The sequence below is a fragment of the Pandoraea sp. genome (assembly GCF_041919235.1).
In the GTDB taxonomy this organism is placed as follows: domain Bacteria; phylum Pseudomonadota; class Gammaproteobacteria; order Burkholderiales; family Burkholderiaceae; genus Pandoraea.
The window spans coordinates 1-19,376 of record NZ_JAYRUC010000024.1 but is presented as its reverse complement, the minus strand read 5'-3'; the positions used below and the strand labels follow the sequence as shown (position 1 = coordinate 19,376).

The window sequence follows — 19,376 nt, the reverse complement described above, 5'->3', positions numbered from 1 at the left end:
TTCGGCCATTTCAAATCTGACCATCGAACACGGCGTCACAGCCGACGCATCTTCCGGCGTCCATTCGCTTCGGCCAGGGCCAATTCCTTGGCGTCTAGCACGTAGTCGGAGGACCCGACCAGCCGCTCCACGGCCCGATCGATAAAGGCTCGCACGCGCGAAGGCTGCGCCGTGCGGCTGCCGTAGTAGATATGGACACTCATATGGTCGCTGACGTGGTTCGCGAGCAGCGGCACGAGCCGTCCTGCACGGATCAGCGGCGCCGCCGACAAGCCCGACAACGAGCCAATCACATGACCCGAGAGCACCGCCTCGGTCTCGAGCTGCGCATCGTTCGTCGATAAGGTCGGAGACAGGTCGTGCGAGATCACTTCACCGCCGACCTTGAGCAGCCATGGCAGCACGCGGCCGGCAGCCAATGTCAGGGCCAATCGGGATCGATGGCGTGCCTGAGGCTGAATTCCGCCGGTTGCCGCACTGAGGCTTCGGTCGACATCGATGAGCGCGAAAACGTCATCTGACAGACTGCACACGCGATGCAGCAGTGACTCACGCGCGACAAGCACATAGAAAATAGTCTTGTGACTAATGCCCTGTTCAATGGCGTCGACGGCTGCTGGAAGCGCTGCTTTTAACGCAGCCGCTATCCCACGTGCTTCTTCCAGGGTCTCCGATTCGAGGCCTTCCATGTCGTTTTCCGTGGTTACTCGAACGCTTCGGATGTTGCTTAGGCCAAGTGCCTGCTTACTCAGCAGCGTCCCTTAGCGCAGCAACCTTCCACTCTGAAAAGTTCGCGAAGGAATAGCTACGCCCCGAGTCGTCAAGCACAAGCACGAACACCTTCGGGTCACCCGACGCATCATCCCCGTCGAAGCACACGACGTCCCCACGACCGTCATCGACCTTCGCAAAGGGGATCAGATTCCGACCGTCATGCCGCCTAACTGAATAGGCGAGTTCGCCCGCCTTGGAGTCGGCGTCAATAAACCACCACGGCCCAAGACCCGGGTACTCACCGGAGGTCGCAATATTTTGAATTTCAGCAGGGTAGACAAACCCAGGCGGTAGTTGCTCGCAATCGTAGAGCTCGAACTTAGACATCGTCGGGTTCCCTAGTACTTCACCACCGAATAATAAATCGGCCTATTGGACGGAATGCCTGACACGAGGAGTCAACTAGACCGTCGCCGCCTCTTCAGACGTTTTTCCTATTGCTTTGCGTGAAGTGTTATATGCGCACCGTTCCAGTACCGGACATCGAGGTGCACGCGGTGGATTCGACTCCTCTCCGCGACTGCCTGTGCGAGCGTTTGCCAGCGATCGCTAAGCTCCGGTGTTAGGCCTATCACGGTTTTCCAGCGTGGCGGGATTAGATCCAGCTTTGCCGCGAGGCCATCCAGCTTCAAGCCGGCGGTCACGTGGCTGTCCAATGGAACCTCCATCCAAGCCTCAATTCGACCAAGACCATACGCGTCATACATAAAGCGGTTGTACGCGCAGTTCCGCAGGAAGATATTGACGAACTTGCGCGCGCTGCCCCAATGCCGTGCTTCCGCAGGGAGATTCGCGATTAGATCGTAGGTCATATCATCAAGCTTCTTGCGAAAGGTCTTCGGCGTGTTCGCTTTGACGGATCTCAGGTCGTACGTCTGCAGGAACGACCTCGCTGCTTTGATCGTTCCGGGAGGCCCCATTCCGCGAGCCGTCGAAGGACCAATCGCGGTCCTCCCCAGGCGATCTTGGAGAAGTTTGAGCATGTGTTTGTCCATATAGTTTTTTTATTTTCCTTCGTGTCAGCGCGCATCTGCGCGAAGCTTGCGTGCGGCCAATCGGATGCGCTTGGCGGCCTCTCTTGCCGTATCCGAAACACTCGTCCAGTCGTGATGCCACCATTCGATGACCTGGGCCGCGTCAGCAATCGTGCGCGCAGCAATCACGTCACGCATTTCGTCCGCGACTTCAACCCACCGCGCCCCAGACTCCGCACCACTCGCACGCGGGTCGATCGCGGTGCGGTAGATCGCTTTCGTGCGATCGAGCTGAGAGAAAGAGTCATGCTCTACCTGCTCCATCAACGCCGCGTCTCGAACAACGACGCGAAACGTGCGGCATACCCAGTGCTTTCCAGTCTCAAGACCAATGGGGCCAGCGTTTCTGCTACGGAGACAGGCAAGCCCGCACGGGCAACTTCAGTTTCGCTTGCCGCAGCAATGAAGTCCTTGATGACGGCCCGGTCGGGCAACGTGCAGGCGAGCATGAATGCCGCATGACGTTCCTTCTCGGTGAGGTCGCTATGCGTGAACTTGCCCAGAGTGTGTGCCAGATATTCGCTCGCTTCGGCTTCGATTTGGTCCATGGAGTTTTCCTACTCGTTGGTCTTGCCGCGTTCAAGCGCCCGTTTCCGACCCTAAGCGGCCGGCGGTGGGCTTGGAAGGAGCTCCGCCAAAGCAGACCATGAGAGGTCCCCATACGCGCTGAACTCTAGAGGATATGGAACGTGCCCGATCAATGACGCATTAAACGCGCTCATGAAAGCATCCGCGCTAGTTGTGTAGAAGCGCCACTCCTTGACGGAGTTGCCGGTAATGGACGCCGCCTCGATGGCGACTCCTGCATCCTCGAATTTGCTGCCAATGGCTTCGTCGAGCGACGCGATTTGCTCTACGACTCCGGAGGACGGCATACCGCCTCCAGTGTCGTCGTACCGCCACGTAACGATCACTAGGATGGGAAGAAGCTGTCGATCAGCTTCGCATGGCAAGTGTGAGCGAGCGCGAACGATAACCGGCATTTCGTCGATCTCGGACTGAAAAAGAGACCAAGAATCGTCAGCATAGAGTTTGGACATCCGATTTCACCCGCATCTTTACAGGAAAGGCGCAGTATTAGGTACTGGCTGAACGGCTGCAACTGGCCGAAAACCGCCACCAAATTCTCCACAGCCTTGTCCAACCGACGCGTCAAACGGAGCGATTTCCTGCTTGTGCGGAGCAACCCTGAAAAAATTGCGGAGCACCGCCCACAAAAGTCAGCAATCACTATCGGGGAAACCAAAGAATTCTGGCGGAGGCGGTGAGATTCGAACTCACGGAAGGGTTACCCCTTCGCTGGTTTTCGAGTCTTAATGGGAAATCGTTACGGGGGAGGGGGTTGGGGGAGGTTTTGCTTCGACAACCGGAGGGCGTGAAACGCCGGAGACCCGCGTGTTTGCTGGGGGTGGGAAACGGGTTGCGGAGCAAAATTTGTAGGGATTTGGCGGCGTGCGGTCGGGAAACTTCGCGATTTATCGTCACTACAAAAAGCAGTTCATGGGCGAGAGTTGTCGTCAGTACAATACATGCCCATGGATATCAGTTTCGACCCGGCGAAAAGTGACCGGAATGTGCAGGAACGGGGTTTGCCGTTCACGATGGCCCAGGACTTCGAACGGGACAGCGCAGTGGTCTTCACGCCTCGCGCAGAGAAAATACACGTCATTTGCTTGCGCAGGGCGAACTCGCGAGAGGTGAAACGCTATGCCCAAACTTAAGCCGAGAACCGTCCTCCCTACACCGGCTAAGGACGCCAAGGTCAAGAGGCAGATGCGTCAAGATCCGCAGAATCCGGAATGGACGAAGAAGGACTTCGCCAAGGCGCGGCCTGCGAGTGAAGTGTTGCCGGGGCTTGTTGGCGAAGAGGCTGCCGAGAAACTGCTCAAGCCTCGTGGTAGGCCAAAGGCCGAGGTGGCGAAGGAGCGAATCGACATTCGGCTGTCGCCGGAGGTCGTTGAGTACTTCAAGGCGTCGGGTAGCGGCTGGCAAACGCGGATAGATGCGGCCCTGCGGCAGTTCATTGCAGAGCATCCGCATTTGGTGTGACGGGAGCTGCTGAGATATTCTCGAGCAACCGACGCGTGGATAAGTTCGCATGGCTCGTTCGGAATCGCTCTCATACTGAATGAATTGCCAGCCAAACCCGCCTTTGAGCGATTCGTACGTTGGGAACGCTGTAGCATAGGCGCAGCCGACAGGCGGAATGCCGGCTGGTGAGAGACGGCAACCTGCTTGCTGGTCTGCGGGCGGCAGTGACGGTTGTACCTCGGAACCCACCGTTGCCTTCACGATGTGCCGAAGGACCGAAACGGGTCGAGAAGCAGACGCTTGCGATCGGCTGCAATCGGCCAGAAGCAGTCGCTTGACAACAGCGCGTATCAGCAATGCAGCCTACACAATGACTGAACATAGACTCGAGCACGCGGTCACGAAGCTTCGTCCGCTAGAACGGCCATATTCAATTGCAAGCCACGACGAATCGGTAGCAAGGGAGTCTGTTGTCGCGGGCCTGGTGTCTGGTACGGACTACTGGGCGGCCCTTGCGGTTGGATGGATTGAGGGCGGCCTACCGATGGACGTCGAGCTGGCAGCGTTGCTCCTGGAGACTGCGAAGCGTCGCAACATGTCGCAACGGCTGCGGCACCGGGCGTTTGCATTGGCAAAACCCTGGCAGAAGAGTATGCGTGCTATTGACGCAGGCGTGAGGGATTGAGGCAGTCCTAGCGAGCGGACAGCGATGTCCGTATTCGGCCATAAAGCGTCACTCGTGGGTTCGCAGATCGCGCCGTTGAAACGACCGGTCTGCACGCGGGAGTGGTCGTTGCAGGAGTGTCCGTGTCCGAACGGCGGTTCGGACTCGACCTGAGCCGGGCATCCACCCGGCTCGTGGCACGAGATTGGAGCTGGAAAACGTCGTGCAATGCAACCTCAAAAATCGATGCTCATTTCCTGTACCGCGCTTCGTCGAGATCCGCAATCAGCGTTGGTCCTGTCGGGTGCCAATCCAACCGCGCCTGTGTCCACGCACTCGAAGCGGGCATATCCAGCCCGACGAACATTCCGAGCCATCCGAAATGCGCTGCGGCTTCCTCCGGGGCGATCGAAATGGCCGGCAATTCAAGGCCCCGACCCAGCGCCTCGGCGATTTCGCGACTGCTGATGCCTTCCTCGCCGACAGCGTGATAACGCGCGCCCCGTTCGCGCGCCTCCAGGGCGAGCCGGTAGAGACGCGCGACGTCGGATAGGTGGCCGGCCGGCCAGCGGTTGCTTCCGTCACCGACATAGGCGACTACGCCTTTTTCACGAGCCACGTCGATAAGCGGCCCAATGAGGCCCTGCTTGAACGGATTGTGAACTTGCGGCAGTCGTACCACCGACACGTTGATGCCCTCTTGCAGCAGTGCCTGTCCCGTCAGTTCGGAGACAATGCGCGGATTGGGATGACTGGCATTGAAGACGTCTTCGGTCGCGGGTTCGCCGTGCTGGCCGCCGCCCATTCCGGTCCCCGACGTGATGATCAGCGGTCGATCGGAACCCGCGAGTGCGGCGCCGAGTGCGGTGATCGCGCACCTGTCCTTCTCGCAATTCTCGGCGAACCGGGTGAAATCGTGGTCGAACGCCGCGTGAATAACGCCGTCTGCCTTTGCGGCGCCGTTGCGCAAGCCTTCCGGCTCCTCGAGCGTGCCGCGATGCGGCTCGGCGCCCGCGTCGATGAGTGCTCGCGCTCCCGCGTCCGAGCGCGTCAAACCAATCACCTGATGACCGGCCTGAATGAGTTCGGGAACGAGCGCCGAACCGATAAAGCCAGTCGCACCTGTCAGGAAAATACGCATGGTGAAGCCTCCTTGGTCGTCAGGCGTCCACTATCCGATGATTTGTTATCCCGTTAAAGTAGTGATCTCATCATAGTAAAGTGACTAACAGGTTCACTATGTCAGTCAATACCCCCAGGTCGCTTGGAGATTTTCTGAGAAGCCGCCGGACGCGTCTTGACCCCGCGAGCTTTGGATTTACTGGACGCAGGCGAACGCCTGGGCTACGCCGTGAAGAGGTTGCCCAGCGCGCTAATATCAGCCCGACGTGGTACACATGGCTCGAACAGGGGCGTGGCGGCGCGCCTTCTGCGGAAGTGCTGGACCGGATCTCCAGTGCCCTGATGCTGACGCTTGCCGAGCGCGAGCATCTTTTCATGCTCGGGCTTGGGCGGCCGCCCGAGGTCCGCTATAACCTTGTCAACACTGTCAATCCTCGGTTGCAGCGGCTGCTTGATTCGTTCGACGCCAGCCCGGCGATCATCAAGACCGCTACCTGGGATGTCGTTGCCTGGAACCGTGCCGCCGCGGTGGTGCTGACCGATTACGGGACCTTGCCGCCCGGTCAGCGCAATATTCTCCAATTCCTGTTCCGCAATCCCGCCGTCCGTGCGAAGCAGCACGACTGGGAAAGCGTCGCCCGTGTCGTGGTAGGTGCGTTCAGAGCAGATGTGGCTCGCGCCGGTCTCGCGTCCGAGGTCGGCGAGCTGATTGCCGAATTGCGCGGTCTTAGCGCGGAGTTTGACGCGCTGTGGCAGGACAACGAGGTACTTAACCAGAGCGAAGGAGACAGCGTCAAGCGACTTCAGCATCCCACGCTGGGTCCGGTCGAACTGGAGTACTCGGCATTTTCCGTTGACGGTCGACCAGACCTGGGCTTGATCGTCTATACGCCGCTCGACAGTGAAGTCGCCCAGCGAATCAAGGCGCTCGCCGCACTACATCAGCGTGATCCTGTGGCCGAAGATGTGTCGGAAGAGGACGTACGAGCTGGATGACTTCGGCGACTGTTCAGGGTCGGCTACGGTCAATCACGTAGGACCGAATTCGGCCAGCGCCGGACGTTGATCCGCACATTCACCCGGACATTCGGACGACCGAGGTCCTCTGGCAGCGGACCTTCGCACATCGGTTGCGGTCGCCATACGCTCCTCGCTGGCGAACATCTCTGGCAAGCAAATCTGGTTATGTGCGCGATGTCCGCTTTCCTTTATTCACACGCGGTTAGAGACTCGACATGGATGCGAAGTCGGTGAAGCTGGCGACGAGTGCTACTTCGCCCCGCTTTTTGTTAGCGCTTGCCGGAACGAAGAGATCAGTTTGTTTTCGTCGCCGTTGCGCGTGATCATAACCAGCGTAGTCGTGAGCTCAAAATCCCGGACCGGAACGAACTTCACATCCCGACGATTGTTTCTGGCAATGGATCGTCCGACAAGCGTGGTGCCGAGACCTGCGCCTACGAGCGCCAGCGCCGTGTGGATTTCAATTGCTTCGTAACCGACGACCGGCTGGGCTCCCGCGGACTGAATCGCTGTGAGCATCTGAAGCCCGAACGGGCTACGAGGATCTTTCGGATACAGGATGAAGGGGAGCTGGGAAAGCTCCACAGCCGACACGGACTTTTGCTTTGCCAGTGAATGCCCGATCGGGATGACCGCAACGGACGGCTCGTCGAGCATCACCGTGTAGGTCAGGTCTGCACTTTTCACGATCGGGCCGAGGAAGCGCGCAATGCCTAGATCGATCCGACCTTCGCGTAATTGCTCAGGCTGGTACTCAGAAAGCACCTCGACGAGATCGAGGTGCACTTCCGGACATGACTGCCGGAACTTCCTCACTGCGGTGGGGAGTACGGAGAAGGTCGTCGATCGGACAAAGCCGATGCCCAGCCATCCGCGCTTGCCCGCTGCAATTTCTCTCGTCTCGTCGTCGAGCCGTCCCGCATGGGACAGCAACTCTTTCGCCCGCGGATAAAAATATTTGCCCAATGAAGTGAGCTCCATCGGGCGCCGGGAGCGGTCGAACAGCTCGCCACCCAGATGCTCCTCGAGCTGCGCGAGCTGCATGCTGATCGCGGTGGGCGCAACGAACAGTGCCTCGGCGGCCTGCGTCGCGCTGCCTGCTTCGACGACCGTGCAAAAGTAGCGAATCTGTCGCAAGTTCATAAATTTTGAACCTAAGATCAAAAAACGATGTTTGATATCGATCTTACTTTATCTAAAACTACATTGACAATCAACTCAGAGGTTCGCCATGGGCAGTCAGGAGACATCGACCGCATCCATTCAAGTGCTGTGCGAATTCGGCAGCGCGACGGTCTACGAGGCGCAAGGCGCCAGAGGAGCGCTTGATAGCGGAATCAAGCCAATCCATCCCGACATGAGGGTCGCCGGCCGCGCCGTGACCGTGGATGTGCGGCCGGGGGACAACCTGATGCTCCATTACGCGATGCTGAAAGTAAAACCCGGTGATGTGCTGGTCGTCGACGCAAAGGGATTCCTCGAAGCCGGACCGTGGGGCGACGTCTTCACCGAACAGGCGGTCGGACAAGGCGTCGCCGGTTTGGTGATCAACGGCGCGGTCCGGGATGCCAGAGCGATCATCGAGATGGATTTTCCAGTCTTTTGCCGCGGTCTCTGCATCAAGGGCACAGCCAAAAACCAGCCCGGAAAATTGAATGTGCCGGTTTGCATCGGCGACGTGCAGATCAATCCGGGTGACATCGTGATCGGCGATCAGGACGGCGTCGTGGTTGTACGGCAGGACGAAGTCGACGACGTGATTCGCAGCAGCCAGGCGCGAGAGGAGAAGGAGGCGATGTTCCGGGCGCGAATCCGCGACGGGGCGACGACCGTCGAGTTGATGGGGCTCGAAGAGACGCTCCGCAGATTCAACCTCGACTAATAAAAAGACATGGAGCGAGACAATGAAAAAGCAACCTGTGGAATGGACGAGCAGCGTCACATCTGCGTCGTTAAAGCCGACCCGCTATCGGTGGGTCGTCGCGACGCTGTTCTTCGTAATTTATACGATCGCCGCTGCTGATCGCGCCAACCTTGGTGTCGCGCTACCGTTCCTGAGAAAAGAATTTTCAATGAACAACGCCGAAGCCGGCGCGCTGGTCAGTCTTTTCCTGATCGCCTATGCGGTTGCCCAGCTACCCTCGGCGTGGCTCGTATCGAAGTTCGGAGTAAAGCGGGCTTTTTCGATTTCAATGGTCCTCACCTCGATCGCAACTGGATTGACCGGAATGGTCGGCTCGTTGTTCTCGTTGAAAATCTGCCGGATCGCGCTGGGATTCGCCGAGGGACCGCTGCCGATCGGCATCGCGGCAACCATCAATAGCTGGTTTCCGGCCCGAGAAAAAGGCACTGCAGCCGGGATATTTCTCTCGGCTGTGAAGTTCGGTCCAGTGTTAACGCCAATTCTTGGCGCCACGATCATCGCAGCCTGGGGCTGGAAAGAAGTATTTCTGCTGTTCGCGATTCCAGGGATCCTGTTGTCGGTGGCGTGGGTTCTCATGGTTGCCGACAGGCCTTCCGAAAGCGGTGCGGTGAACCGGGCGGAACTGGAACTCATCAGCGAAAGCAGCCAGAGCCGCGGCGCAAACCAGCAGGCCCTCGCCGCGAAACCGATGCCCTGGCTCGACAAATTCATTCGCACCCGGCGCGAAAAAACGCTCGATACGACGCGCGAGATCTTCACCTCGTGGGACATCTACGGTTGCGCATTGGGCTATTGCTGCCAGCTCGGCATTTCCAGCGTGCTTCTGGCCTGGATTCCGACTTATCTACTGACCGTGAAGAAATTCAGCATCATGGGGATGGGTTTCGTCGCGGCCGCCCCATGGGTCGGCGCGGTCGTAGGCAATATTCTGGGCGGTCTCCTTTCGGATCGCCTGCTTGGGGGACGCCGCAAGCCCGGGATGATGCTGTCGGCGCTCGCCACCGTCGGAATGATGTTCGCGCTCATTCATTCCCCGGCTGATCCATTGTTGTACGGCATGTTGATTTTCCTGACCGGCATGTTGTTGAGCGTCGGCTATTCGGCCTATATGGCCTATCCGATGACGCTGGTTTCGAAAGCGAAGTTTCCGATGGCCAACGCCGTGGTGAATACGGGTGGACAACTGGGAGGCGCTGCGACGCCTTTCATCACTGGCATCCTGCTGGACAACTACGGCTGGAGTTCAGTTTTTGGCTTCATGTCGGCCATATCGGCACTGACTTTCATCGTTTTGCTGACGATACGCGAACCGCTTGACGTCGGCGTGCGGCATGCGGACGCGGGCGTTGCCGGGGAACCGGACATTGACCATGCCTAGCAAGGTTGGGAACGTTACACAGCCGGTCGTGCCCCGTCGGTTGCGGCGCATCCTGTGCCTTGACGATTTTGAACCGGCGGCCAAGGCGCATCTTCCTCGGCCGTTGTTTGGATATGTCGGCGGCGCCGCTGAGACGAATGCGTCGCTGAATGGCAATCGTCTCGCGTTCGACAAGTATCGTTTCGTGCCGCGTGTGATGATCAACATCGCAGGTCGCAGCACGGCAACTACGCTGCTTTCGCAGCAATTCAACGCTCCGTTCGGGATCGCGCCCCTTGGGCTCGCGGCATTGATGGCCTACCGGGGTGATCTCGTTCTGGCGAAAGCAGCCGCGGCAGCCGGCATTCCGATGATCATGAGCGGGTCGTCGCTGATTCCACTCGAAGAGGTCGCGACAGCCTACCCTCAAGCCTGGTTCCAGGCCTATCTCCCGGGTGAGCCGGCGGCAATCGCCGCGCTTGTCGAGCGGGTCAAGCGGGCAGGGTTTCAGACACTTGTCGTCACTGTCGACACACCAGTGGCTGCTAATCGGGAAAATAACGTACGAGCCGGGTTTTCCACGCCGCTCCGACCTTCTCTGAGGCTCGCGTGGGAAGGGCTCAGCCATCCTCGCTGGCTCACCGGCACATTCACGACGACGATTTTGCGGCACGGGATGCCGCATTTCGAGAACAACTACGCGACGCGTGGTGCCCCGATTCTGTCGCCGACAGTCGAACGGGATTTCTCCGATCGCGGACATCTGGACTGGCAGCATTTGTCGGCGATTCGCCGGCAATGGGACGGAGCGCTGATTATCAAAGGTGTGCTAAGTGCCGCCGACGCTCGTATAGCCCGAAACTGCGGTGCGAATGGGGTCATCGTTTCCAATCACGGCGGCAGGCAACTGGACGGTGCCGTTTCTCCGCTCACGGTTCTGCCGTCCATAGTGGAGGCGTGCCCGGATCTTCCGGTGATGATCGATGGTGGCATCCGGCGCGGCAGCGACGTCCTGAAGGCGCTCGCTTTGGGTGCGCGTGCCGTGTTTGTCGGACGGCCGTTCGTGTACGCCGCATCTATCGCTGGCGAGGCAGGCGTAGGACACGCCATTCGTCTGTTGACCGCGGAGATTTCCAGAAACATGGCCATGCTAGGGGTCAACCGTCTGGATGAACTCGATCCTCGCGTGCACCTGGCGGTCGAGTGAATCGCCCACAGCGAACAAGGTGACTGCGTAGATGACCGCTGTACGTTGTAAAGCTGCCGTATGGCTGGATTTGGGTCGAACGTCTGCGTCGGGTCGGCAACGGACGCCCGTGATCGGCCGCAATCCACAGCCAGAAGCGGTGGTTCATGGGGTTGGCTTAGAATGCGTGCACTCTTCGTCAGATGTCCAATATGTTGGGGACACTGCTGCCGGAGACCGAAAGGGGCTGCGGAGCAGAGTTTGAGGGGATTCGGCTCGGTGGTGCGGGGCACTTTCCCTCCCACGCCGGTTGATGACGCGCGCTAGCTCCGGAGCTGGTCTCGCGCGATCGACTTCTTCACCGTCTGCGAGTGTGGGTTGCCTCGTGACCACACTCGGAAATTCGTGTGGTCGCCCGGTGCCGTGAACTGAATAATGAAAAAGGGGACCGAAGTCCCCTATGGTGTTTAGCGGCTTGAGCAGCGGATTCGGCGTCGTTAGGTGCGTTTGACGGCCGGCAATGTGCTGAGCAGTGTTTGCGCTGCGGTCCTGAATACACCAAATGCGGCGTTAAACGACGGCCGGTCGTCGCCGTAGATCAATGGGACCAGCTTGGTTGCATACTCGTCAATGGTCTGCCTATCCTGGCCGACCGTTTCCAGGGCCTGGCTCAGACACTCGGCCGGATTCGCGCAAAACGCAGCGTGTCGAGTAAATTCACCTTGATCAAAAGCGACCAGGTCTTTGAAATGCTTGGTTGCCCGCTCAACCGCAGTTCCGTCTGCCGCCACGATACACCAGGTATCGTAGATATGGCGGACCAATGCGTCATCCCATTTGTCCCGCGCGCCGGCACGATGTTCGGCGAATCGGCGAAGGAACGAGAGTACCTTTTCTCCCAGGGTTTCCTCCACGGCTACGCATTGCATCGTGAAAGGCGTCGCGTCTTGGTTTGCCAACTGGTAGGCCAAATATCCAAGCGTTTGCTGTGACGTTGCGAAGTAGGGCGTGCGCGTCGTGAATTCGAGCTTCAAATGCGGGCGCAGACTTGTGGCAGCGGCGTATTGGGGGGTGTAATGCCAACCGCTGGCAAAAAATCCGTTCGCGTTTCGTGCCACCGTCTCTTCGGGGATTTCAGAGAATCCGAGCCCGATCATGCAGTCAACGATTTTGCGTTTGAGAGCAGATAGATGACTCTTCAGTTGGTTTTGCGAAAACCCGTGGTTCGGCGCAAGCACTACCTTCAGATCAATGTCTTCCGACATTCTTTTGATGATGCGATGCGCCTTTGAGAGGCTCGTGCCGCCGCAGAATGCCAACTGTAAGTTTTCGTGTTCTAGAGACGCCAGGGCGCGGAGCGTATCGCTGACGTGAATGTCTTTCTCTAGAATTGCGGCGGAAATGCCACCAAGATCCTGCTCTGCGATCAACGCGTCGATGAGATCACGTTGCTCCTTGGAAATTATTTTCATATCGAATGATTTGCCGGCCAAACCCGAGCTTGCGGGCGATGCGGCGGTTCCCCGTATTGATGACCACACTCGTTGGCAACTGAGTGGTGTCACCAGCGTTGTAGGCGGCGACCATTCTGCTCGGGTATGTCCTAACGCCAAGCCTCCTGAGCGCCTGCGGTGCCAGGACTTCGACCGGACGCACGGGGATTGGTTTGCCGGACAGGACACTAGGTTTGGCCTTGGCGTACACCCCGACGCCTAATTTGACAATCGTGCCCTCGTCAACCAACTCCCGCAGCGCGCGGCTAAGTTGCGCCTCGCTCCCCATTTGCGCGAAGTCGGCCCGCAGAAAGACATCCGCTTTCCGCTTACGGAGCGATGTTTTCAGTTTGTCTCGCAGGCTCATGGCACTCTCCTTCGTGGCGCGGTAGTTATTACAAGCGATTGATTTGTATCGACAAATTAAATCTGGTGACGATCACTTTGTAGTGTAGCACAGGCGTCATTTTCGCGAGCGGAAGACCATCGCCCGGGCATTCGCCTTATCGGCAAGCGTACGCAATTGGCGTCGCGTGAACGCCCGCTCCTGGTCGGGGCGGCAACGCACAAGCGCTTACCAACGCCTTCACCGGTTTGCCACCGGCAGTCTGGTACTGGCTGGAGCTGTTGGCGTTTCCGCAGGGCATTCCGCTGGTTCTGGCGGCGATGGCGAACCGCTTCATCGTTCGTCGTATTCCGTTGCTTGGGTAACAGGCCGACGGGTGAAAGCGAAGCAGGCGGAGATACTGCGCCGTATGGGCGTCCCGTTCTTCCTGAATGCTGGTGGAAGACCCATCGTGACGCGAGTCGCTGTTGAGGGGCGAGGCGGCGCAGTCGAGTTGAGCAAGCCGAAATGGGTACCTCGTGTGCTGGAGGGCGGGCATGGGGCCTAGGCCGAGTGTGAATCTGAACCTTCCGAAGGGAATGCGGGCACGGAGGCAGAGAAGCGGCCGGGTCTTCTACTACTACGACGCTGGCGGCAAACCCCGTCGTGAAATCCCGTTAGGCGCGGACTTCATACAAGCTGTTCGCAAATGGACCGAGTTGGAAGCTGACGCGAAGCCGCTTCACCGAGGGCTGGTGACGTTTCGCTACGTCGCAGAGCGGTACGTCCGCGAGGTCTTACCGACGAAGGCGTTGAGTACCCGTGAGGGTGACCGGCTGATGCTTGCGAAGCTCTACGCCTTCTTTGACGACCCGCCAGCTCCGCTTGATGAGATCAAGCCGATCAACGTCCGCCAGTATTTGGACTGGCGTGTGCGGAGCACTGTAGACGCCCTGCGCGCTGGCGGAAAGGAAGTCAAAGGTACGGAAGGGCAGGTACGCGCTAATCGAGAGAAGGCTTTGTTCTCGCACATCTGGAACAAGGCCCGAGAATGGGGCTACACCGATCAGCCGAACCCGTGCGCAGGCATCAAGGGATATCGGGAGCGTCCGAGAGACGTGTACATCGAGGACGACGAATATCGCGTCATTCATGAGCACGCTCGTCAGCCATTACGCGATGCGATGGACTTGGCTTATCTGACCGGCCAACGCCCGTCCGATGTTCTCAAAATGAGTGAGCGTGATTTATCGGACGGCTGTTTGGTAATCCAGCAGGGAAAGACTAACGCTAAGCTTAGAATTCTTATAACCGGGCGGCTAAAGACAACGCTTGATAGGATTTCGAAACAAAAGATTGGTCAAAATCCGCGCAGCTTGTTCTTCGTGGTGAACGAGCGTGGTCGACGAGTCGGTCTTAAGTCGATCCAATCGATGTTTGTGGAGGCGCGCCTAGCAGCGGGGTTGCCCAATCCAAAAAAGTACCAATTTCGTGATTTAAGGGCAAAAGCGGGTACGGATAAAGCCGATGACGTCGGCGATATACGTGCCGCGCAGAAGCAACTCGGGCATACAAACATTGCGACTACTGAGCGCTATATGCGGAATCGTCGGGGCGCTAAGGTGGAGCCGACGCGATGATTCTCGGTCCCGATGCATCGAGTTTTCGATTCGTGATGCCAAGAGTTGCGTCAGCCGTCTGTCCACTCTGCCGTGACGCAATAGGACGACGTGCTCGGAAAGGACCGTCTATGGTGGCTCTACGGCCACGAGATGAGGCAGCCACAATTTACTAAGTAGTGGTTTGACAACAGCCGCGCGATCCTTCATAGTCGTGCCCACAGATCGTCGTATAAACACCAAAGCGACGGCAGCAGGTCCACCAATTCGGGAATCGGCTTACGGAGAGTGACCCCGGGTCAGTTGGCATTCAGCATGCGGTGGTATGTATTAGTGAGCATAAGACCGCTCACCATGAAGTAGTTCGACGTAAAAAGGTAGTCAGCGAAAACCAGCAAGTGATTCATAAGAAAGTTCCCGGACAGAACCCCGTAAAGCAACGTAATGTCGTAAAAAAACCTGGCCTCGGAGAACCGAAGATGAAAAAAGCAAACTGGAAGCGGAAAGCATCAAAATTCGTGTTTAACTTTTTGGCAAATGCCGCAATTGTGGCTACGTTGAACGCAGGTATGAGTGTGGCTCCGTAAGCCAATTCCAAAGAAAAAGCCCAGCAAATGCTGGGCTTTTTTGTTGGCGTATCGGACGACAATCGGCCAGAAGCTGTTGTTTGGTCTCACGATTTCAACGGCTGTGTCCAACCCGTAAGCAGCCATTCGCCTACAAATCGCCTCGCCTTGATGCGAACAGCCCTGCGGCAGCTTATCAACATTGTCTCGCTACCGGCCGACTGGCCACGAAGTCCGCTAGAATGGCCGAATATTCCTCACATCTATTAGCGGCGTGGGGAAGCTGTCGGTTGTCGCGCGCGTAGGAGACACCAGCGCTTGCGGGCCACCGCTTGCTTATTTCGAGAATAAGAACGACACGGCCGGGCGAGATACAAGATCGATCTCTGCGAACTACGCGCGCCTTGACCCGGCGATGACCATAGCTGAGCGGAGCCACTGATGACCGCACCGAGAACAACGAAGAAGAAAGTTTCAAACGCGCACCCGTCAATTAGCCAGGCATTCGAGCTTGCTCTTTGCGCCGAAGTGAATCAGGCATGCCCTAATTGCGGGGAACCCTTGTTTGTTTCGAAAAGGGGGCGCCGCTACCGGAATTACGAAATTGCGCACATCTATCCGCTCAATCCAACGGACGGCGAGACTGATCTATTGAATAATGAGCAGAAGCTATCTAGCGATCCTAATCACGAAGATAACTTAATCCCCCTTTGCTTCAGCTGCCACAATGTTTTCGATAATCCCAAGACGATCGAAAATTATCGAGAGCTGGTCGTAAAAAAATCGGCGCTGATAAAACAAAAAAAACAAAATGACGTATTTTTTCAATTTAACATTGAAAAAGATATTGCTGACATCATCGAATCACTATCCTCAGATAATGTCCAGTTCGAAGCGTCGACCACACTCGAAGCCAAGCGGGTTGACGACAAGCTCGGAAACAACATTCCGCCGCTGACAAAGCAGAAAATTAAGAACGACGTCATTTCCTTCTATTTGTTTGTGAAGGAACGCTTTGCGGACCTTGAGCGCAGCGATCCCGGTAAGGCCATGCTAATCGCGACACAGGTTAAGGCGTTCTATCAAAAACAAAAACTCATTACTTCGAATATGCAAGAAATATTCGACAACACTGTGCAATGGATACGTAGAAAGCACCCAGCCACGTCCAATCAAGCTGCTGAAGTGATCGCCGCCTTCTATATTCAGAACTGCGAGTTATTCGAATGATTACGCCGAATAAATTTATTTCTTTTGACCAATCTGTGCTCGCGAAGCTGCCTGCAATGCACGTCGGTCAGAAAACGATTGGAATTCACGATCTTTACATGACGGTTTCAGGTGCATTCGAAAGCATTGATGAGTTTATGTACGCCCTCGACGTGCTCTACATCTTGAACGAGGTAAATGTAGACTTTGATTTGAGAACTGTCACCTATGTTGACTGAAATTCGCTCCCCTCAGTTTCGCGCCGGAAAGATTTCTTTCCATGCGGGGCTCAATGTTGTTCTCGGAGACGAAAACGCAACAAATTCGATTGGAAAGTCAACGGCACTGATGGTCGTCGATTTTGTTTTTGGAGGAGAATCTTTCCTTGAGTTCAATAAGGACGCCGTCGATGCATTAGGGCATCATCACTATGACTTTAGCTTTAAATTCGGAAAATCAGTATTTTATTTTCAACGACAGACGATAAATCCTAAAGTGGTTTTTCGTTGCGATGCTGAATTTAGGGTTGTCGAAGACGTCGACATCAAGGACTTCACGGCCTGGTTAAAGGAAAGCTATCTAGGCCAGCGACGTGATATAACGTTCCGTCAGATGGTGGGCCTGTTTTCGCGCGTCTGGCCCAAGCCAAACGTGACCAACGTTCGTCACCCACTGCATGTAATTCCGACTCAGAGCTCATCTGAGTGCGTTGGGAATCTGATCAAGTTCTTCGGTCGCTTTGGCGAGATAGCTGCCGCGCAGTTGGCCGCAGCAAAAAAAGAGTCCGAAAAGAAAGCACTCGATACCGCCTTCAAGCATTTGATCTTAGAGAAGATCAACAAGTCAAGGCACGCTAAAAATGTTGTTGAACTCGAGAGCATACGATCAGAGGTGGAATCAATCAAGGCGGAGATTGCAAAATTCGCCTTGAATATCCGCGAAGTCATTGACAAGGATCTGCTGGAGCTTAAGAAATCGAAGGACGCACTGCTAGAGAAAAGGTTTAGTGTTCGCGCAAAGCTTCAACGAACTGAGCGAAATTTAAAGGAAAGCAAGTTTATTAGAAGCAAGCAGTTTGAGGCACTTCAGGAATTTTTCCCTAATGTCAACAGCGAACGGATCGCCGATATCGAGTTGTTTCATAGCTCGCTCGCGAGTGTTTTGAAGGATGAGCTCAAAGAGACGGAGGAAAATTTGCGGGCTCAACTGATTTCTGTGGAAGCTGCAATTTCGCAGATCGATACACAGATATCAGATCGATTAAAAAATTATGACAACCCAACCGAACTCATCGTGCGGGTATCGTCACTTTCCGAAAAGTGGAATAAACTAAGCCGTGAAAATGAGTATTTCGAGAAACAAGATAATTTGCGCACGCAGCTCGAAACGTTGAGGTCAGCCCTATCGGAATTGAAGACTAAAATACTAAATGACATACAAGCGCGGATAAACCGTAAAATAGAGAACATTGTAACGCGCGTATATGGTCGGGATGCGAAATCGCCCGTGCTCAACGTGGGTGAGAGCAATTACGTTTATCAGATCGTAGACGACACGGGAACGGGTAAAGCGTATTCAAATTTGGTCATATTTGATCTGGCCATCTTTCACTTGACGGATCTACCAATTCTGATTCACGACTCGCCACTTTTTAAGAATGTAGAAAATAGCGCCGTCGCGAAGCTCGTGGATGAGTATTGCCAATTTGATCGGCAGACCTTCATCGCGTTGGACGAGGTCGAGAAGTACGGCACCGAAGCTGCAGCGACGCTGCGACGGCTGAGCGTGCTCAATCTCGACGACACCCATGTGCTGTATGTGAAGGATTGGCGGAAAAAGTAGTCGCCGCGCGAGACCGTACGTCGACGCGCTGCCGCCGCGTTCTAACGAGCTTGAGGCGGGAGCGCACACCGGAAAAAGCGACTCTGTGTTTGCCATCGGTAAATACAGACCTTTGGCCGCTGTGCGCTGGAGAGCAGGCATATGCGTGGGAGGGGCGAGCGACGGAAATGGGTCGAAAGCAGACGCCTGCGATCGGCCAAAAGCGGACGCTTCGACTGCCAGATAGCTGTCGCCTTATGTCTCGCGCCACCGCATAAATGGCTCGCACTCAGACGCCTGTTCAATGAAAACGTTAGCTTCTTGAAAATCCCAAACCTTCCGGGGAAGAAAGCATGGAAAACATTGTGCCCACCGCGACTAATGCTATCGAAACGATCACAAACAAGTATGTAGCCTTCTGCGACATCTTGGGCTTCTCCAACAAGCTCGCCCACGACTTCGACAAGACGTTGGATGTCTACAGACGATTCGGTGAGCGACTAGATCCAACCCTTTTCCCCGGGGTCGAGCTTACCGTATACTCCGACGCGATATTGCTAACATGCGACGAGCTATGGCCGCTCCTGAAAGCTGTGCAGATTCTCTGGTTCGTCGCTATGACGGAAGACCTAATGATTCGTGGTGGGATCTCATATGGTCGATATTGGGAGCGCAGACAAGGTGGCAGCTTCATGGTCGTCAGCGATGCTTTGGTATCGGCGGTAAAAATTGAAGCGTCAGTTGGCGTTCCTGCGGTCGTGCTCGCTGACGACATTGAACTCGACCTTGAATACTGGGTTCCAAGGTTCCAACATGGGCCTCTTTTCACTCCCTTGCTACATTTCCGCGACAGAAATATTGTCAACCCATTCAGCCCGATGTGGGGCGTGTCCGCTTCTGTCCGCGCCACAATGATGATGAATGAAAGTCCTGCTCACAAAGAGAAATACCTATGGTTCCTTGCGTTGTATAAAGCCGTCTCAGAGGGGGAAACCCTTGTTCCCGGCGCAAAATACAACGAGATGATCAAGAAGGGAATCCTGAAATGGATCCCTCCTGAAAACGAAGCATCCCCGTGACCTGACTGCTTTTTTCGTACCACTGGTGTCTAGAGATTTATGGCCCCGGTGGTTGTAACAACTTCGCTAGCCCGGCGAAATTCTGCCGGGGTCAGGTACTGCAAACTCGAATGTGGACGCACCTCGTTGTAGTGAGTCCGCCAATCTTCGAT

23 protein-coding genes are annotated in these 19,376 nt (G+C 56.2%); 12 read left to right on the top strand and 11 right to left on the bottom strand.

Going from position 1 to position 19,376, the window contains the following annotated elements; genetic code table 11:
• Nucleotides 1-35: 35 nt before the first annotated feature.
• The 6 genes from ACE3UG_RS18125 to ACE3UG_RS18100 all read right to left on the bottom strand — a co-directional run bounded on the left by ACE3UG_RS18125 (nt 36) and on the right by ACE3UG_RS18100 (nt 2,848).
• Nucleotides 36-689 carry a LysR substrate-binding domain-containing protein gene (locus ACE3UG_RS18125; RefSeq protein WP_374626436.1) on the bottom strand — a complete coding sequence of 218 codons (654 nt, stop codon included), beginning with the start codon at nt 687-689 and terminating at the stop codon, nt 36-38.
• A 55-nt stretch (nt 690-744) separates the two neighbouring features.
• Entirely contained in the window at nt 745-1,101 is a 357-nt protein-coding gene (locus tag ACE3UG_RS18120; RefSeq protein ID WP_374626434.1) for an SMI1/KNR4 family protein, read from the bottom strand.
• A 107-nt stretch (nt 1,102-1,208) separates the two neighbouring features.
• Nucleotides 1,209-1,757 (bottom strand): hypothetical protein, encoded by a 549-nt coding sequence (locus ACE3UG_RS18115; protein WP_374626432.1) that lies wholly within the window; start codon nt 1,755-1,757, stop codon nt 1,209-1,211.
• Nucleotides 1,758-1,793: 36 nt separating this feature from the next.
• Nucleotides 1,794-2,072, bottom strand: coding sequence for a hypothetical protein (locus tag ACE3UG_RS18110; RefSeq protein ID WP_374626430.1), 279 nt, complete (start codon nt 2,070-2,072; stop codon nt 1,794-1,796).
• Nucleotides 2,072-2,356: a hypothetical protein gene (locus ACE3UG_RS18105; protein WP_374626428.1), complete on the bottom strand. Its 285-nt coding sequence runs from the start codon at nt 2,354-2,356 to the stop codon at nt 2,072-2,074. The genes ACE3UG_RS18110 and ACE3UG_RS18105 overlap by 1 nt, the downstream gene beginning before the upstream one ends.
• A gap of 51 nt (nt 2,357-2,407) precedes the next feature.
• Nucleotides 2,408-2,848, bottom strand: coding sequence for a DUF695 domain-containing protein (locus tag ACE3UG_RS18100; RefSeq protein ID WP_374626426.1), 441 nt, complete (start codon nt 2,846-2,848; stop codon nt 2,408-2,410).
• Nucleotides 2,849-3,515: 667 nt separating this feature from the next.
• Between ACE3UG_RS18100 and ACE3UG_RS18095 the strand changes: the two genes are divergently transcribed.
• Entirely contained in the window at nt 3,516-3,857 is a 342-nt protein-coding gene (locus tag ACE3UG_RS18095; protein WP_374626424.1) for a BrnA antitoxin family protein, read from the top strand.
• Between the two features lie 896 nt (nt 3,858-4,753).
• Here ACE3UG_RS18095 and ACE3UG_RS18090 read toward each other — a convergent pair.
• Complete coding sequence (locus ACE3UG_RS18090) at nt 4,754-5,644, bottom strand: SDR family oxidoreductase (protein WP_374626422.1); 891 nt, start codon at nt 5,642-5,644, stop codon at nt 4,754-4,756.
• Nucleotides 5,645-5,742: 98 nt separating this feature from the next.
• Between ACE3UG_RS18090 and ACE3UG_RS18085 the strand changes: the two genes are divergently transcribed.
• Nucleotides 5,743-6,621 (top strand): helix-turn-helix transcriptional regulator, encoded by an 879-nt coding sequence (locus tag ACE3UG_RS18085; RefSeq protein ID WP_374626420.1) that lies wholly within the window; start codon nt 5,743-5,745, stop codon nt 6,619-6,621.
• Nucleotides 6,622-6,894: 273 nt separating this feature from the next.
• On the opposite strand, the gene ACE3UG_RS18080 is transcribed toward ACE3UG_RS18085, so the two are convergent.
• Entirely contained in the window at nt 6,895-7,788 is an 894-nt protein-coding gene (locus ACE3UG_RS18080; protein WP_374626418.1) for a LysR family transcriptional regulator, read from the bottom strand.
• Between the two features lie 88 nt (nt 7,789-7,876).
• On the opposite strand from ACE3UG_RS18080, the gene ACE3UG_RS18075 reads away from it, so the two are divergent.
• Genes ACE3UG_RS18075 through ACE3UG_RS18065 form a run of 3 tightly spaced genes read left to right on the top strand, consistent with a single transcriptional unit; the run spans nt 7,877 to nt 11,133 of the window.
• A complete protein-coding gene (locus tag ACE3UG_RS18075; protein WP_374626416.1) occupies nt 7,877-8,527 on the top strand; it encodes a 4-carboxy-4-hydroxy-2-oxoadipate aldolase/oxaloacetate decarboxylase in 651 nt (216 codons plus the stop codon).
• A 22-nt stretch (nt 8,528-8,549) separates the two neighbouring features.
• The gene (locus ACE3UG_RS18070; RefSeq protein ID WP_374626414.1) at nt 8,550-9,947 is read left to right on the top strand and encodes an MFS transporter; all 1,398 of its coding nucleotides are present in this window, start codon (nt 8,550-8,552) and stop codon (nt 9,945-9,947) included.
• Nucleotides 9,940-11,133 (top strand): alpha-hydroxy acid oxidase, encoded by a 1,194-nt coding sequence (locus ACE3UG_RS18065; RefSeq protein ID WP_374626412.1) that lies wholly within the window; start codon nt 9,940-9,942, stop codon nt 11,131-11,133. Before ACE3UG_RS18070 ends, ACE3UG_RS18065 begins: the two co-directional genes overlap by 8 nt.
• Nucleotides 11,134-11,609: 476 nt before the next feature.
• Here the strand turns inward: ACE3UG_RS18065 and ACE3UG_RS18060 are convergent, their stop codons facing one another.
• Both ACE3UG_RS18060 and ACE3UG_RS18055 read right to left on the bottom strand, forming a co-directional pair.
• On the bottom strand, nt 11,610-12,584 hold the full coding sequence (locus tag ACE3UG_RS18060; protein WP_374626410.1) for a nucleotidyl transferase AbiEii/AbiGii toxin family protein: 975 nt from the start codon (nt 12,582-12,584) through the stop codon (nt 11,610-11,612).
• Nucleotides 12,556-12,972, bottom strand: a complete 417-nt coding sequence (locus ACE3UG_RS18055; RefSeq protein WP_374626408.1) for a DUF6088 family protein — start codon at nt 12,970-12,972, stop codon at nt 12,556-12,558. Before ACE3UG_RS18055 ends, ACE3UG_RS18060 begins: the two co-directional genes overlap by 29 nt.
• 227 nt (nt 12,973-13,199) lie before the next feature.
• Here ACE3UG_RS18055 and ACE3UG_RS18050 point away from each other — a divergent pair, with 227 nt between their 5' ends.
• The 7 genes from ACE3UG_RS18050 to ACE3UG_RS18020 all read left to right on the top strand — a co-directional run bounded on the left by ACE3UG_RS18050 (nt 13,200) and on the right by ACE3UG_RS18020 (nt 19,224).
• On the top strand, nt 13,200-13,316 hold the full coding sequence (locus ACE3UG_RS18050) for a DUF2523 family protein (RefSeq protein ID WP_374626406.1): 117 nt from the start codon (nt 13,200-13,202) through the stop codon (nt 13,314-13,316).
• A 44-nt stretch (nt 13,317-13,360) separates the two neighbouring features.
• Nucleotides 13,361-13,498 carry a DUF4224 domain-containing protein gene (locus ACE3UG_RS18045; RefSeq protein ID WP_374626564.1) on the top strand — a complete coding sequence of 46 codons (138 nt, stop codon included), beginning with the start codon at nt 13,361-13,363 and terminating at the stop codon, nt 13,496-13,498.
• 7 nt (nt 13,499-13,505) lie between these two features.
• Complete coding sequence (locus ACE3UG_RS18040) at nt 13,506-14,570, top strand: tyrosine-type recombinase/integrase (protein WP_374626404.1); 1,065 nt, start codon at nt 13,506-13,508, stop codon at nt 14,568-14,570.
• A gap of 986 nt (nt 14,571-15,556) precedes the next feature.
• Nucleotides 15,557-16,345, top strand: a complete 789-nt coding sequence (locus ACE3UG_RS18035) for an ABC-three component system protein (protein WP_374626402.1) — start codon at nt 15,557-15,559, stop codon at nt 16,343-16,345.
• The gene (locus tag ACE3UG_RS18030; protein ID WP_374626400.1) at nt 16,342-16,563 is read left to right on the top strand and encodes an ABC-three component system middle component 7; all 222 of its coding nucleotides are present in this window, start codon (nt 16,342-16,344) and stop codon (nt 16,561-16,563) included. The genes ACE3UG_RS18035 and ACE3UG_RS18030 overlap by 4 nt, the downstream gene beginning before the upstream one ends.
• A complete protein-coding gene (locus ACE3UG_RS18025) occupies nt 16,553-18,166 on the top strand; it encodes a DUF2326 domain-containing protein (protein ID WP_374626398.1) in 1,614 nt (537 codons plus the stop codon). The genes ACE3UG_RS18030 and ACE3UG_RS18025 overlap by 11 nt, the downstream gene beginning before the upstream one ends.
• Nucleotides 18,167-18,498: 332 nt before the next feature.
• The gene (locus tag ACE3UG_RS18020; RefSeq protein WP_374626396.1) at nt 18,499-19,224 is read left to right on the top strand and encodes a hypothetical protein; all 726 of its coding nucleotides are present in this window, start codon (nt 18,499-18,501) and stop codon (nt 19,222-19,224) included.
• A gap of 29 nt (nt 19,225-19,253) precedes the next feature.
• On the opposite strand, the gene ACE3UG_RS18015 is transcribed toward ACE3UG_RS18020, so the two are convergent.
• Nucleotides 19,254-19,376: integrase core domain-containing protein (locus ACE3UG_RS18015; protein WP_374626562.1), on the bottom strand; the 123-nt coding region annotated here is incomplete at its 5' end.